This is a genomic window from uncultured Paenalcaligenes sp. (genome assembly GCF_947630565.1).
GTDB classification, from domain to species: domain Bacteria; phylum Pseudomonadota; class Gammaproteobacteria; order Burkholderiales; family Burkholderiaceae_B; genus Paenalcaligenes; species Paenalcaligenes faecalis.
This window is the reverse complement of sequence record NZ_CANRIC010000027.1, coordinates 1-13840: the sequence shown is the minus strand read 5'-3', so window position 1 is coordinate 13840 and position 13840 is coordinate 1. Positions and strand designations below refer to the sequence as shown.

General features: G+C 43.9%; 15 protein-coding genes and 1 pseudogene. 10 read left to right on the top strand and 6 right to left on the bottom strand.

Features of this window, described 5'->3' with window-relative positions:
• The first annotated feature begins 224 nt into the window (after positions 1-224).
• From Q0Z62_RS06655 to Q0Z62_RS06630, 6 genes are all read left to right on the top strand, one after another.
• Positions 225-1001 carry a ferredoxin--NADP reductase gene (locus Q0Z62_RS06655; RefSeq protein ID WP_269902051.1) on the top strand — a complete coding sequence of 259 codons (777 nt, stop codon included), beginning with the start codon at positions 225-227 and terminating at the stop codon, positions 999-1001.
• Between the two features lie 77 nt (positions 1002-1078).
• Positions 1079-1465 (top strand): Rid family detoxifying hydrolase, encoded by a 387-nt coding sequence (locus tag Q0Z62_RS06650; RefSeq protein WP_269902050.1) that lies wholly within the window; start codon positions 1079-1081, stop codon positions 1463-1465.
• A 4-nt stretch (positions 1466-1469) separates the two neighbouring features.
• Positions 1470-3551 carry an ATP-dependent DNA helicase RecG gene (gene recG / locus Q0Z62_RS06645; protein WP_269902049.1) on the top strand — a complete coding sequence of 694 codons (2082 nt, stop codon included), beginning with the start codon at positions 1470-1472 and terminating at the stop codon, positions 3549-3551.
• Positions 3552-4478 (top strand): LysR substrate-binding domain-containing protein, encoded by a 927-nt coding sequence (locus Q0Z62_RS06640; RefSeq protein WP_298052481.1) that lies wholly within the window; start codon positions 3552-3554, stop codon positions 4476-4478.
• Between the two features lie 93 nt (positions 4479-4571).
• Positions 4572-5081 carry a Dps family protein gene (locus Q0Z62_RS06635; RefSeq protein WP_269902047.1) on the top strand — a complete coding sequence of 170 codons (510 nt, stop codon included), beginning with the start codon at positions 4572-4574 and terminating at the stop codon, positions 5079-5081.
• Between the two features lie 112 nt (positions 5082-5193).
• Positions 5194-6318: a high-affinity branched-chain amino acid ABC transporter substrate-binding protein gene (locus Q0Z62_RS06630; protein WP_298052476.1), complete on the top strand. Its 1125-nt coding sequence runs from the start codon at positions 5194-5196 to the stop codon at positions 6316-6318.
• A 52-nt stretch (positions 6319-6370) separates the two neighbouring features.
• Here Q0Z62_RS06630 and Q0Z62_RS06625 read toward each other — a convergent pair whose 3' ends face one another.
• Entirely contained in the window at positions 6371-7156 is a 786-nt protein-coding gene (locus Q0Z62_RS06625; RefSeq protein ID WP_269902045.1) for an RsiV family protein, read from the bottom strand.
• 13 nt (positions 7157-7169) lie between these two features.
• Entirely contained in the window at positions 7170-7868 is a 699-nt protein-coding gene (locus Q0Z62_RS06620; protein ID WP_298052473.1) for a glutathione binding-like protein, read from the bottom strand.
• A gap of 23 nt (positions 7869-7891) precedes the next feature.
• Between Q0Z62_RS06620 and arsC the strand changes: the two genes are divergently transcribed.
• Positions 7892-8230: an arsenate reductase (glutaredoxin) gene (arsC, locus tag Q0Z62_RS06615; RefSeq protein WP_269902043.1), complete on the top strand. Its 339-nt coding sequence runs from the start codon at positions 7892-7894 to the stop codon at positions 8228-8230.
• A gap of 84 nt (positions 8231-8314) precedes the next feature.
• Here arsC and Q0Z62_RS06610 read toward each other — a convergent pair whose 3' ends face one another.
• Genes Q0Z62_RS06610 through Q0Z62_RS06600 form a run of 3 tightly spaced genes read right to left on the bottom strand, consistent with a single transcriptional unit; the run spans position 8315 to position 10004 of the window.
• Positions 8315-8896 (bottom strand): YceI family protein, encoded by a 582-nt coding sequence (locus Q0Z62_RS06610; protein WP_269902042.1) that lies wholly within the window; start codon positions 8894-8896, stop codon positions 8315-8317.
• Between the two features lie 17 nt (positions 8897-8913).
• Entirely contained in the window at positions 8914-9465 is a 552-nt protein-coding gene (locus tag Q0Z62_RS06605) for a YceI family protein (RefSeq protein WP_298052468.1), read from the bottom strand.
• A 17-nt stretch (positions 9466-9482) separates the two neighbouring features.
• Positions 9483-10004, bottom strand: a complete 522-nt coding sequence (locus Q0Z62_RS06600; protein WP_269902040.1) for a cytochrome b — start codon at positions 10002-10004, stop codon at positions 9483-9485.
• Between the two features lie 107 nt (positions 10005-10111).
• Here Q0Z62_RS06600 and Q0Z62_RS06595 point away from each other — a divergent pair, with 107 nt between their 5' ends.
• Positions 10112-11011, top strand: a complete 900-nt coding sequence (locus Q0Z62_RS06595; protein ID WP_298052463.1) for a LysR family transcriptional regulator — start codon at positions 10112-10114, stop codon at positions 11009-11011.
• Positions 11012-11166: 155 nt separating this feature from the next.
• Positions 11167-11349: pseudogene (locus tag Q0Z62_RS06590) on the top strand (hypothetical protein); the annotation flags it as partial.
• A 122-nt stretch (positions 11350-11471) separates the two neighbouring features.
• On the opposite strand, the gene Q0Z62_RS06585 reads toward Q0Z62_RS06590, so the two are convergent.
• Positions 11472-12464 (bottom strand): DNA-binding protein, encoded by a 993-nt coding sequence (locus Q0Z62_RS06585; RefSeq protein WP_298052460.1) that lies wholly within the window; start codon positions 12462-12464, stop codon positions 11472-11474.
• Between the two features lie 223 nt (positions 12465-12687).
• On the opposite strand from Q0Z62_RS06585, the gene Q0Z62_RS06580 reads away from it, so the two are divergent.
• Positions 12688-13840: tyrosine-type recombinase/integrase (locus Q0Z62_RS06580; protein ID WP_298052457.1), on the top strand; the 1153-nt coding region annotated here is incomplete at its 3' end.

The window sequence follows — 13840 nt, the reverse complement described above, 5'->3', positions numbered from 1 at the left end:
AATGATTATCATCTTTGTGTGTAACAATAGCAGAGCAAATTAAAAGCAGCAAGAGCTATAGCAGTTAGAATACGCACTTTAGGAACTATTTTAACTTTTCTTGATCTGTCTTAAACGTTAATGAACAGCAAGACGCTATTTTCCTAACACATCTAGCCGTTAGGGTTATCCCCGCATTCGGGGGTAAACTAGAGGGCATTACTTCATTTTATATATATAGACTTATGGCAGCCTTTAATACTGAAACTGTACTCAGTGTGCATCACTGGAATGACACCTTATTCTCCTTTACCACCACCCGAGACGATGCCCTACGTTTTACGAATGGTCACTTTGTGATGATTGGGCTAGAGGTAGATGGAAAGCCGTTAATGCGTGCGTATAGCGTGGCAAGTCCTAATTACGCAGAGCAGCTTGAGTTCTTAAGTATTAAAGTTCAAGACGGCCCACTTACCTCACGTCTACAGCATTTAAAAGTGGGTGATGAAATTCTCATGAGCCGTAAACCGGTAGGCACCTTGGTGGTAGATGATTTACGCGCTGGGCGTAACCTATACCTATTTGCAACTGGTACGGGCTTGGCACCATTCATGAGCATTATCCAAGACCCCGATACCTATGAGCGTTTTGAAAAAGTGATCTTGATCCATGGGGTGCGCTATGTAAGTGAGCTTGCTTATGCGGATTTCATTGAAAAAGAGCTACCTAATAACGAGTATTTTGGGGAGCTAATCCAAGAGAAATTGCTTTACTATCCTACTGTTACCCGAGAGCCATTTCGTAACGAAGGACGCGTGACCACCCTAATTGAAAATGGTAAGTTATTTGCAGACTTGGGTTTACCTGAGCTTGATCCGGCTTTAGATCGTGGCATGATTTGTGGTAGTCCAGCGATGCTAGAGGACATCAGTGCTTTGTTAAATGAACGAGGATTAGTGATTTCTCCCGGGGTAGGGCAGCCTGGTGATTACGTGATCGAGCGCGCTTTCGTTGAAAAATAATGCGTAATGCTTGTTAACATCGCGCTTTACTGCGTAAAATCAAATTTGTACTTAATTTTTTAGCCTAAAGGCCATTCATGAGTAAACAAATTATTCAAACAGATGCGGCTCCTGCTGCTGTAGGTCCGTATTCTCAAGCGGTCGCTGTTGCTGGTGGTAAAACCGTCTATGTGTCTGGCCAAATTGGTTTAGACCCATCCACTGGTGAATTAGTCTCTGATAACTTCGAAGCTCAAGTACGTCAGTGCTTTACGAATCTAACCGCTGTTATTGATGCGGCGGGCGGCTCGCTAGAGCAAGTGGTAAAGTTAAATTTATTTTTGACTGACCTCAGCAAATTTGCGAGTGTGAATGCGATTATGGCCGAGGTCATGCCCGAACCCTATCCGGCTCGCTCTACATTAGGTGTAGCTAGCTTGCCTAAAAATGCACAATTTGAAGTGGAAGCCATTCTAGTTATCTAGAGCTATGAGTGAATCGTTGCCAGAGGTTACCGACACAAAGAAAACCAAAAAACCGACCCAAGCCCAATTATTAGAAAAGTTGGGTTTGATCGAGGACATGGATTTTATTGTGCATCTACCTCTGCGCTACGAGGATCAAACACAAATTTATGAGATAGCTTCAGTTGCCGTCGGTGAGTATGCTCAAATCGAGGGCAGTGTGGTTCATCAGCAAATTGTGCAACGTCCCCGAAAGCAGTTACAAGCGGTAATACGCGATCAAAGTGGCGAACTATTAGTTCGCCTTTTGCATTTTTATCCTAATCAAATTAAGCAATTTGCAGTAGGTAATACGCTGCGTTTACGGGGTGAGGTACGCAGAGGCTTTAGCACGGCCATAGAGATGGTGCATCCCAAAGTCTCGGTCGCAGGTGCGCCTTTGGCTCAAACCCTAACACCTGTTTATCCGACTACTGATGGCTTAACTCAACCTATGCTGCGTAAAGCCATTGTTAGTGCGTTTGAACGGGCAGATTTACAGGATACGTTGCCTGATAATCTACGTAAAAAATATGGGTTAATTGATTTTGCGCAGGCAGTACAAGACCTGCATTATCCTGCTGTAGAGCATAATCACGCCCTCATGAATCAAACGCATCCTGCTTGGCAGCGAATTAAGTTTGATGAGCTATTGGCTCAGCAATTATCTTTAGCCGCAGCTAGAGCAAGACGAGCGAAGTTAAAAGCACCAAAAATACCGCTTTCAACCAAATTACATACGCAGTTAGCGACGCAGTTACCTTTTAAATTAACGACAGCGCAACAGCGAGTGGTGCATGAAATCGCCTTGGATCTATCTAGGGGCCAACCCATGCATCGGTTACTGCAGGGCGATGTAGGCAGTGGCAAAACCGTGGTGGCAGCGTATGCAGCAGTTCAAGCCATAGAACAAGGTTATCAGGTAGCCTTAATGGCTCCGACTGAACTGCTGGCCGAGCAGCACCATCAAAAATTACAGCATTGGCTAGGCCCTTTAGGCATAGAGGTGGCTTGGTTAAGTGGCAGTTTGACGGCAGCTCAGCGTCGAAAAGCCTATGAAAATGTACAAAATGGCAGCAGTCAGCTGGTCGTTGGTACACAGGCGCTAATCCAAGAAAAGGTGGTTTTTGAGCAGTTAGGCCTAGTTATTTTAGATGAACAGCATCGATTTGGTGTTGCTCAACGTTTAGATCTAAGCCGAAAGGGTTCGGATAGTATGGCCTCAGGGTCAAAGCAAACCTTATTGCCTCATCAATTAAATATGAGTGCCACACCCATTCCCAGAACCTTAGCCATGACATTTTACTCGGACTTAGACGTCTCAGTGATTGATGAGCTACCTCCAGGTCGTAGTCCAATACAAACCAAGTTACTGGCGGCGGATCGCCGCGAGGAAATGATGGATCGAGTTCATCATGCTGTAACAACAGAGGGGCAGCAGGTGTACTGGGTTTGCCCTTTGGTAGAGGAAAGTGAGGCCTTGCAGTTACAGACCGCCGTAGACACCTATGAACTCATGGCACAACAGTTGGCTCCGCTTCGGGTGGGTTTATTGCATGGCCGGATGACAGCAGTTGAGAAAAATAAGGTAATGGATGCATTTAGAGAGGCTGAGATAGATGTTTTAGTCGCCACTACTGTAATAGAGGTAGGTGTAGACGTCCCTAATGCTACTATTATGGTCATTGAACATGCAGAGCGATTTGGCTTAGCTCAATTACATCAGCTTCGAGGCCGAGTGGGACGGGGTGCTAAGCAGTCCTATTGTATTTTGCTCTATCAAACACCATTATCAGCGATTGCACGAGAGCGATTGAGAGCTATGTATGAAACCACAGATGGTTTTGAAATAGCCCAGCGTGATTTGGCTCTGCGCGGACCGGGTGAGTTTCTGGGCTTACGTCAATCGGGGCAAATGTTACTTCGCTTTGCCGATCTTGAACACGATCAGGTGCTGATTGAACAAGCTAAAGAGTGTGCCTCTTATTTATATAAACAATTTCCCTCTATAGCCGCTGAGCATGTGGCTCGTTGGCTAGGCGGAAAAGAAGAGTTTTTACGCAGTTAAATGACCCTAACCGAATTAAAGTATATTGTAGCCGTTGCGCGCGATCGTCATTTTGGTCGTGCCGCAGAGGCCTGTTTTGTAAGTCAGCCTACGCTGTCCGTTGCCATTCGTAAGCTCGAAGAGGAGCTAGACGTTGTCATCTTTGAAAGGGGTGGCACAGAGGTCGGCATCACCCCCATTGGTTTGCGTATTATTGAACAAGCGCAAAAGGTGCTCGAAGAGGGGGCCAATCTAAAGGAAATAGCGCGTCAAGGCCAGAATCCGCTGAATGGTTCGCTGCGGGTTGGGATTATTTATACGGTTGCGCCATATTTATTGCCCTTACTTGTACCACAGCAAATTAAATTAACTCCTCAAATGCCGTTAGTCTTACAGGAAAACTATACGGTACGTTTATTAGAGTTATTACGCCAAGGTGAAATAGATGCTGCGGTAGTGGCTTTACCTCTACCAGAAACGGGTTTTGTAGTGCGTGAGTTATACGATGAGCCGTTTGTCGTGGCTGTACCTCAGGACCATCCTTGGTGCGGGCGCGATTCGATTGATTCCTCGGAATTAAAAAATGAAACGATGCTGTTATTAGGATCAGGGCATTGTTTTAGAGATCAGGTCTTAGATGTTTGCCCAGAGCTTTCTCGGTTTTCTGCTTCGAGCGAGGGCATTCAGCGCACTTTTGAAGGCTCATCCTTAGAAACCATACGCCATATGGTGGCGACTGGAATAGGAGTCACCGTGTTGCCTGCTACAGCACTTAGTGCCACGGCCCAAGACAATGCGTTATTAGAATACATTCCTTTTGCCGATCCTGTGCCTAATCGTCGGATTGCTTTAGTATGGCGTAAAAGTTTTCCACGTACCGCTGCGGTAGAGGCCTTGGCAGAGGCCGTCATGCAGTGTGGTTTGCAAAACGTAAGCTACCTTTCTTAACAAATGAAAAAAATCATGAAAGACCTATAAAAGATCTTGTTAGCGTGATAGGCTAAACATAGTCAATTCGTTTTTACTTTTTAGGAGTTAAGTATGGCTAAGAAATCCAAAACAAACGTTGCAGAAACAGATGTCATTGCCGTTAATATTGGTATTACAGCAGATGACCGTGCTAAGGTCGCCTCAGAGCTCTCTAAGGTTCTGGCTGACTCCTACACGTTGTATATGATGACGCATAATTTCCACTGGAACGTAACTGGACCCATGTTTAATACATTGCACACTATGTTCATGGATCAGTACACCGAACTCTGGCAGGCTTTAGATTTAATCGCTGAGCGCATACGTGCTTTAGGCCATTTTGCCCCAGGTACTTATGCTGAATTTGCCAAGCTTTCCTCTATTGCAGAGCCCACCTCCATCCCCAGCTCAGACGAAATGGTCACGATGCTTTTGGGGGCAAACGAGGCCGTAGCTCGTACCGCCCGCGCCGCCTTCGAGTGTGCTGATGCGGTCAACGATCAACCAACCGCTGATATTCTCACTCAGCGTTTAGATGTACACGAAAAAACGGCATGGATGCTGCGTAGCCTATTGGCTTAATAGGGCTATACGCCTAAGCAAAATCTAGTCGTAAACCCTAGATTTTGCTTGCATTCTGCTACAAAACCGTTTTTTCGGTGTATGCTTTGCTGCACTTATTGGAGGTTTTTTTATGAAAATTCGCATTACCCCTTTAGCTGCAGCACTCGGTTTAGCTGCCGGTATGATGTCCACAACAGCAGCTTATGCTGACACCATTAAATTTGCCATTGCAGGCCCTTTTACCGGTGCATTAACTCAGTACGGTGAAATGGTTAAACAAGGCGTTGATACCGCAATCGAGCAAATCAATGCAGACGGTGGCGTTTTAGGTAAAAAAATCGAAGTTGTTCTAATGGATGACGCGTGTGAACCCAAACAAGGCCCTGTTGTCGCCAACCGTGTAGTAAACGATGAGATCGGTTATGTGATTGGTCACGTTTGTTCTGGCGCAACGATTGCCGCGACAGGTATATATAATGACGAAGGCGTCATTATGATTTCTCCTTCCGCTACGGCTCCTGCTGTTACTGATGGCAAAAATTACGAAACCATCTTTCGCACTATTGGGCGTGATGACCAGCAAGGTCCAGCAGCCGCTAAAATGATTATTGAGCAAATCAAACCTAAAAAGGTTGCTGTGTTGCATGATAAACAATCATACGGTCAAGGTATCGCCACAGCGGTTAAAACAGATTTAGAAAAAGGCGGTATAGAGGTTGTTTTATTCGAAGGGGTAAATGCGGGCGATAGCGATTACTCTGCCGTTATCACTAAACTCAAAGGCACAGGCGCTGACTTTGTTTATTATGGTGGTTATCACCCCGAAATGGGATTGCTATTACGCCAAGGCGCTGAGCAAAACTTAGGCATTCCTTTTATGGGTCCAGAGGGCGTAGGTAATCCTGATATTAATGCGATTGCTGGTGATGCCGTAGAGGGCATGTTAGTTACGTTGCCTGCTGACTTTACCAAAGATGCGGCTAACGAAGCCTTAGTTAAAGCCTTTAAAGACAAAGGTCGTGATCCTGGTGGTGCCTTCCAAATGACGGCTTACTCAGCGACCCAGGCGTTGGTCGCTGGCCTTAAAGGTGCAGGTAAAGACGATCCCACAGAGGTAGCTAAGTACTTACATGCCAACGAGGTCGAAACCTCAATTGGTACTATTTCTTGGAACGAGCAAGGCGACTTAAAAGAGTTTAAATTTGATGTGTTCGAATGGCATAAAGATGGTTCTAAAACCATTTATGGCCAGTAATTAATACTGCAAACTTAAAAAACCGTGATAGTGTTATCACGGTTTTTTTTATTTAACGAGGCATAAAAGCAGGTTCTAAAATACCTTGTAAATCTGGGTAGGGGATATGTAATTCTGGTTGCCCCGATGAGTACGGAGCCAGTTCATACGAGTTGTATTTTACAACTACGCCTGAGTCCGTTAAAGCGATATTGTCATTTGGTTGAAAAGGCCAAAGACGATTGTACTCGGTGGGGTTTTCCTGTGCCGCATCTTGCGTTTTGAGCCAAGCCTGATGAGCTTGTTGTAAACGCTGTACAAAAGCCGAGGTTTGATTTGGCTTAATAATTTGATTGAATGCCAAAGGCTTGTTGTTTTGGTGATCCCAATTAATAAAACGGGTTTCACTCATACCATGGGCTGCTCCGGTGAGATATTGCCAAGCACCTAGCTCAATAACCGTTAGGTGTTTATTACGATAACGTGTTTTAGCCGCTAAAATAACTTGATCTCTTTGTCCTGCATGGAGCCAAAAATAATCTGTAAAACTGCGGGTATTTTGATGTAGAGCATTGGTACCATCAAAATGCGTCATTTCCGCTAGTTGTTGATCCACATAGTCAGTTAATGCTTTATTTCCTGGGAAAATAAGAGAGTCAATTTTTAATGTAGGACAGTCTCCCTTACAGCCGGGTTTAGTCCGATCTACTTTTAATGGCTGTGTAAAAGCCCCGTCTTTGCTGGTGACATCAGTGGTTTGCGTCGGAATTAACGAAATATCTTTGGCTGGCGTGGCACATGCAGCCAAGATGACGGTAGATAAACTGAGTAATCCTAAACGCAAAGTGGAATGACGCATAATGAAAACTCCTTTACTTTATACTGGATGCATCTTGCCCAAAGAGCAGTTTACGAGACTGCTCATCGGTAACAGAGGGTTGAGTATTGATTTGACTTGCTTTGTCATAAGCTCGCACAGTAGCTGGGCGCGACGCTATACGATCATACCAAGCTTTTAAATAAGGATAGTCATTTAGGTTTTGGCTTTGGGCCTCGTGTGGCACTATCCAAGGATAGCAGGCCATATCGGCAATACTGTAATCCCCAGCGATGAAATCGCGGTCTTTTAGCTGTTTATTGAGTACAGCGTACAGACGTGCGGTTTCTTTAATGTAGCGTTGTTGGGCATATTCAATTTTCTCAGGTGCATAAATAGAAAAATGATGATTTTGTCCTGCCATAGGACCCAATCCACCCATTTGCCAGTTTAACCATTCCAAGGTTTGTGTTTTTTTGCGAAGATCTTTAGACAGAAACTGCCCTGTTTTTTCAGCTAAATAATACAAAATAGCCCCAGACTCAAAAACAGTGATAGCTGCGCCACCATCTGTAGGAGCATGGTCTACAATAGCAGGAATACGATTATTGGGTGCAATGGCTAAAAAATCCTCAGCAAATTGATCTCCCTTGCCTATATTGACCGGAATAATTCGATAGTCTAATCCGGCTTCCTCAAGGAATAGGGTGATTTTATGGCCGTTGGGGGTAGTCCAGTAATAGAGATCAATCATGTTTATCCTTTGTGTAGGTGGCTATGACTAAAATTTATCATAATCCTCGTTGCAGTAAATCACGAGCGGCATTAGCTCTTTTACAAGAGCGTGGGTTAAACCCAGAGATCATTGAGTATTTAAAAACGCCACTCAATGCGGAGCAAATTCAAGAGCTGATTGCTCAATCTAATTTGTCTGTGCGCGAAGCTATGCGTACGACTGAAGATATTTATAGCACGTTGGGCTTAGCTGAAGCCAGTGATGATGAGTTGCTGCAATCTATTGCAGCACATCCAATTCTTTTGAATAGACCTTTGGTGCAGACAGAAAAAGGGGTGCGTTTAGCCCGTCCCTTAGAGGCCATCGAAGATATTTTGTAGGTGTGAAAATAAAACCCGTTTTAGCATGACTCAGTAGGCATACAAGTACCTGCTGCATCATATAAAACGGGTTTTATGTATGAATTAGCTAGCGATTGCTTCTAGAGATATACGAATGGTGACCTCATCGCTTACGCCTGGTGCAAATTTATCAGCATTAAAATCAGAGCGTTTGATATCAACCTCAGCATTCGCTCCCAAGGCTGGTTTTTTCAGCATTGGATGAGGCTTGGCAGCAAATGAATCCAATTTAAGTGTTACCGGTTTGGTAATTCCCTTGATGGTTAGCTCACCCTCAACAGCTGTAGGCTTATCACCTTCAAATAGCACTTTGCTGGATTTGAATGTAGCAGTAGGAAATTGAGCCGTATCTAAAAAATCAGGGCCTTGGATATGACCGTTAAAGCCTTCATGGCCGGTATCAACGGAGCGAGTGTCAATTTCAATAGAAACCTCACCTGTTTTTGCTTCTAGATCTAAAACAACCTGTCCTGTCGTTTTGTCAAAACGGCTTACTTGTTGGCTTAGGCCCATGTGATTGTAAGAAAAATGAGCAAAAGTATGGGATGCGTCAACTTGATACGTGACAGGCTCTGCCATAGCAGGGGCGCTCATTACAGCAGCCAAAGCACTAACAATAGCTAAACGACGAAATGTGGTTTTCATAAAAACTCCTAAAAAAATTACTCAGTGGCTACAATTTTGAAATCGACGCGAATATCATTTGCGACTATATCAAACTTAGACCAGGCGCCTTCACCAATGGCGTAGTCACCACGTAATAAAGAAAAACTTCCTGTAAAGGTCGCTGTATTTTCGGTTTCATTTAAGGTGGCGGGGAAACGAATTTCTTGTTCGTGTCCTTTAATCGTTAGCTGACCAACAACCTCAAACTCATTATCTGCCTTGACCTCTATAGAGGTCGCTGTGAAAACGGCATCTGGATGTGCGGCGGCATTAAACCATTCTGGCTTAATCACTTCGGCATCAGCGTCATCAGAACCTGTGTCTACGCTATTTAATTGAACATGTAGTTGAACTTTTGCTTTACTTGCATCGGCTGAGTCAAAATGAATATCACCGTTAAAGCCAGTAAATACGCCGTCCATATTGACGCCCATTTGTTCATAGTGAAACTGAATTTGACTTTTTGAGCTGTCAATATGGGTGTAAGTAGCAGCAGAGGCGAGCAAAGGAAAGCTAAGTAGCGCAGCAGTTAAGGTGCGTTTAAACATAAATAAGGTCCTAGTAGTTATTTCATACGTGCTAATAGATTATCTTTATCAATAAACTGGTGTTTTAGGGCCACAAGAAAATGCCCAGCGACCAGTGCAATAAAGCCTATATTTAAGTATCCATGAGTGGCTGCGAGCAGGTTAGCTAACTCTTTGTTTCGATCGATGAGATCAGGCAAGGGCAGCACACCAAACCACACGGTTTGAAAACCCATAGCCGAACTCATTAACCAGCCTGACAAGGGGACAGCAAACATCAATGCATATAGTGCATAATGGCCCATATGTGCCAGTTTTTGTGAAAAAGGCGTCATACTTTGAGGTAAGGCTGGAGCCGGGTGACTTAAGCGCCAAACTAAACGTAGTAAGGCCAGGAGAAATAGGCTAACACCAGCCCATTTATGCCACGAATATACTTGTAGTTTATTCGGTGAAAATGGCAGGCTTTGCATATAGAAGCCTAAAAAAAACATGCTAATAAAACCAATTGCCATTATCCAGTGTAAACCAATGGCGATACGTGTATAGCGTTGACTCATGAATTCTCTCTATACGTTATGTATTAATCTTATAGTTATACTGTACCTTTTTTGATTGGTGCAAAAAAGGTCTAATTCAGCAATTAACTATTGTTTATTTTGCGACAATGAACCAATTTGAAATGATGGCGCTTTTTATACAAGTCGCCGAACTAGGTAGCTTTGCAGCCGCTGCAACCCAAAAAGGCATTGCACGGTCTGTAGTAACTCGTCAAATCGCCGCCTTAGAAGCTCATCTGGGAGTGCAGCTCATTGCGCGTAGTACGCGTCGTCAAGCCTTAACATCCGCTGGCAAAGTTTATTTAGAGCGTTGTAAGGCTATTATCGATTTGGTTCAGCAAAGTGAGGCAGAACTGATCGAGGAGCAACTCACGCCTAAAGGTAATTTGCGGGTAAGCCTACCTTTAAGTTTTGGGTTACGTCACTTATCCGATGTATTGATGCAGTTTGCTCAACGTTATCCAGATATTCACCTAGAGCTTGATTACAGCGACAGAATGGTAGACGTAGCAGCAGAGGGCTTTGATGTTGCTATACGTATCGCCAGTGAACTCGCTCTCAGTGATATTGTGCGTAAAATCGGACAGTGCGAATTGTATTTTGTAGCTGCTCCTAGTTATTTAGCCTTGCATGGCACCCCACAAAGTCCAGAGGACTTATTGCAGCATCAATGCTTGCAATATAGTCATCATAGTCGTTGGATGTTTACCGAAAGTGGCAAAGAGGTCAGTTTTAGTACCAAAGGTCGCATTAAAGCAAATAATGGTGATGCGTTAGCTAAAGCGGCAGCAGCAGGGATGGGGGTGAGCTTAATGCCTGATTTTATCGCACGTGACTATTTGGCGGATGGTAGGCTAACTCGGATCTTGTCAGATGCTACCCAAGCACCTATAGGAATTTATGCTGTATTGCCTAGTAATAGTTATATTCCAGAAAGGGTAAAGTTGGTGGTTGATTTTCTCGCTGAGAATGTGCCTATCTCATTACAAGAACAAAAAGGCGCATAAATAATTTAATTATGTAAAGTTTAACTGAAAGTATTCAATTACATTGGATTTTTAAGTTTGGATATAGGTATAGATATATATCTATACCTATATCCAAAGTCGCCTTAGCAGGTGTGATTATGCTAGCGGTAGGGTATGGAGGATCCCAATGGATCTTGCATAGCCGGGCCCCAGATACCACGTTAATTCCCCTACCAAATTTAACGGATGATAAGCTGATTCAGCAAGGCGCTTACGTATCCAGAACAGGGGATTGTGTTGCTTGTCATACTACCCCCGGTGGAAAGCCATATGCAGGTGGATTAGCAATGCAAACGCCTTTAGGTGCGATTTACTCATATGCCTAGGCCCGACTTCCCACCCAAGGTAAATGACTGGCCAAATGGCAAAAAACCTAAAGATGCGCGCTATTGATAACTAATTTCACGCCTTATTGGGCAAAAACCGCTAGCAGAATTGACTAGCGGTTTTTTTGTGCACGTTGTTTTGCCAAACGACTAGGAGCCTGACGTAATGAACTACGACTACTAGAGCCTGATTGGGTTAACTGCTGCTGTAATTGTTGGAGCAGGGCGTGTAAATCCTGATTTTTTTGCTCAATCAGCTGATGTTGTTTAGTCGCTTGTTCCAAGACATTTTGTTGGTAGCGATATTGCTGCTGCAATTCCACATAGGACTTTTGGTGCTCTTGGTATTGTTGTTGCGTTTCTTGAAATTTTTGCTGTAATGAGATAAATCGCTGTTGATCTTGCTGTTGTGTTTTAGCAGATTCTTGACGTGTTCTTTCTATCTCTAGGCGAGCGTATTTTTCCATATCAGCGGCTCGCTGCTCACTCAAGCTAATTTGTTCTTTTTGAGCTAATAGGGCTTTTTCATGTTGTAAAAGCATTTCTTGCTTTTGTTCTTGCTGCAAATGAAGCTGCTGCTGCAAGGTGGCTGAATGCAATTGTTCCTTTTGCACGCTTAATTGCAATCCCTCTATTTTTTCATCTTGTTGTTGTAGTTGTTGCTGGGCAATTAGCAGGGCGCTTTGTAGTGTATCGATGGTTTCGATCGCCTCTTGCTGTTTTTTTTCTGCTGCAGCTAATTGAACATAAATAGTTTGATTTGCCTGCTCTGTGGTTTGCAGAGCCTGACTCACACTTTCTTCCCAAAGCTGGGCTACCAACATGCCGGCGCTTTGCTTTAAAGCAGCAGGGATATCTGCTTGTTCCATGCGAACCTGACTACGATCACGCAGTTCTTTCCAAAACAACTTTAAGGCCTCAGCCGGAGCGCCCATGCTGCCTTTGCGCACCAGCTGGTACATGCGGTTTGTTGTGGGCGTGCTGTCATATTGAAAAAACAGTAAAGACGCCACTGCCTTGTAGAGATCAATGGTATTGGAGTGCTGACTACGTAATTGTTCTACGGCTAGATGCAGTTGGGACTCAGTTAAAGCGGATTGACTCATGGCAGTACCTTTAAGGCAGTTAACAGCAAAATAAGAATGATAACGCATCGCTGAGAATACCTTATCAAAGATCGATAGACATATATTGTATGATTATCTTATATATCATATTTTATTACGTATTACGTAAAAATATCAACTTCATTATTATTAGATTTGACATTATCAACATAATGTCAAGTTGAGGTATAATAGTAAAAGATAAAATAAAGTAGGTTTAATTATGCAAACACACGTACCTGCAGCATTAGAGTTTTATGCTCCAATCTCTACAGCCGTTGATGGTTCGATGGGAACAAATCGGGCGCACAGTCCATCCACCTTGCTTCAGGCTGACAATGATCTAGATGCCATCAAAGCCTGGTTAGCCCAATACATAGACAGTCCCAATACCTTTACTAGCTATAGAAAAGAATCAGAACGTTTATTACTTTGGGCGAATTTAGAAGCTGGCAAAGCCATTTCCTCACTAACACACGAAGACTTACTGCGTTACCAATATTTTTTACAAGACCCTCAGCCTGCTGCACGCTGGATCTTAAAAAATGGCTCTAAGGTTGCTCGATCACATCCTGACTGGCGCCCTTTTGTTGGGCCATTATCAATAAGCAGCATTCGCCAAGCCTTGGCCGTTTTAAATAGCTTATTTAGTTGGTTAGTATCTGCCGGTTATTTGGCTGCAAATCCATTATCGGTTCTGCGGGGCGCTCGTATAGCTCCTCCTAAGCGTATGCAACGCTACTTAGATATGGATCTTTGGGAGCAGGTAAAACAGTGTATTGCTGACTTGCCGCAAGAGTCCGATAGAGAGCTTGAGCATTATTATCGTTATCGATGGCTATTTTCATTATTATATTTATGTGGATTACGTGTTTCTGAGTTAAGCCAAAATCAGATGGGTTCTTTATTTTCCCGCCGAGATCGGCATGGTGTGATGCGCTGGTGGATGGATATAGTAGGTAAAGGTCAAAAAACACGCACTGTGCCTATCACCAGTGAACTCATGGATGAGTTGGCGACTTACAGAACCTTTAAAGGCTTAAGCCCCTACCCGCTTGCTAATGAGGATTTGCCCTTAATTTTACCTATAGGATCTATACAAAATAAACCGTTAACACGAGCCGCTATTCATCTTATTGTTAAACGTATTTTTGCTGATACAGCGGCGCGTTTACGTGCCCAAGGCCCCGAGTTCGAGGGTGAGGCGCAACACGTAGAACAAGCCTCTACGCACTGGTTGCGACATACAGCAGGGACTCATATGCTGGAGCAAAATATAGATTTGCTGCATGTGCGCGATACCTTGGGACACGAATCAATCAATACGACGAACCGGTACTTACATACTGCAGATGATGCGCGCCATGATGCGACCG

Excerpts from the sequence above, each read along its gene's own strand:
- Q0Z62_RS06585 (WP_298052460.1), bottom strand. The coding sequence starts at position 12,464 with ATGAGTCAATCCGCTTTAACTGAGTCCCAACTGCATCTAGCCGTAGAA.
- Q0Z62_RS06600 (WP_269902040.1), bottom strand. The coding sequence starts at position 10,004 with ATGAGTCAACGCTATACACGTATCGCCATTGGTTTACACTGGATAATG.
- recG (WP_269902049.1), top strand. The coding sequence starts at position 1,470 with ATGAGTGAATCGTTGCCAGAGGTTACCGACACAAAGAAAACCAAAAAA.
- Q0Z62_RS06610 (WP_269902042.1), bottom strand. The coding sequence starts at position 8,896 with ATGAAAACCACATTTCGTCGTTTAGCTATTGTTAGTGCTTTGGCTGCT.
- Q0Z62_RS06625 (WP_269902045.1), bottom strand. The coding sequence starts at position 7,156 with ATGCGTCATTCCACTTTGCGTTTAGGATTACTCAGTTTATCTACCGTC.
- Q0Z62_RS06655 (WP_269902051.1), top strand. The coding sequence starts at position 225 with ATGGCAGCCTTTAATACTGAAACTGTACTCAGTGTGCATCACTGGAAT.
- Q0Z62_RS06605 (WP_298052468.1), bottom strand. The coding sequence starts at position 9,465 with ATGTTTAAACGCACCTTAACTGCTGCGCTACTTAGCTTTCCTTTGCTC.
- Q0Z62_RS06620 (WP_298052473.1), bottom strand. The coding sequence starts at position 7,868 with ATGATTGATCTCTATTACTGGACTACCCCCAACGGCCATAAAATCACC.
- Q0Z62_RS06595 (WP_298052463.1), top strand. The coding sequence starts at position 10,112 with ATGAACCAATTTGAAATGATGGCGCTTTTTATACAAGTCGCCGAACTA.
- Q0Z62_RS06640 (WP_298052481.1), top strand. The coding sequence starts at position 3,552 with ATGACCCTAACCGAATTAAAGTATATTGTAGCCGTTGCGCGCGATCGT.
- Q0Z62_RS06635 (WP_269902047.1), top strand. The coding sequence starts at position 4,572 with ATGGCTAAGAAATCCAAAACAAACGTTGCAGAAACAGATGTCATTGCC.
- Q0Z62_RS06650 (WP_269902050.1), top strand. The coding sequence starts at position 1,079 with ATGAGTAAACAAATTATTCAAACAGATGCGGCTCCTGCTGCTGTAGGT.
- arsC (WP_269902043.1), top strand. The coding sequence starts at position 7,892 with ATGACTAAAATTTATCATAATCCTCGTTGCAGTAAATCACGAGCGGCA.
- Q0Z62_RS06630 (WP_298052476.1), top strand. The coding sequence starts at position 5,194 with ATGAAAATTCGCATTACCCCTTTAGCTGCAGCACTCGGTTTAGCTGCC.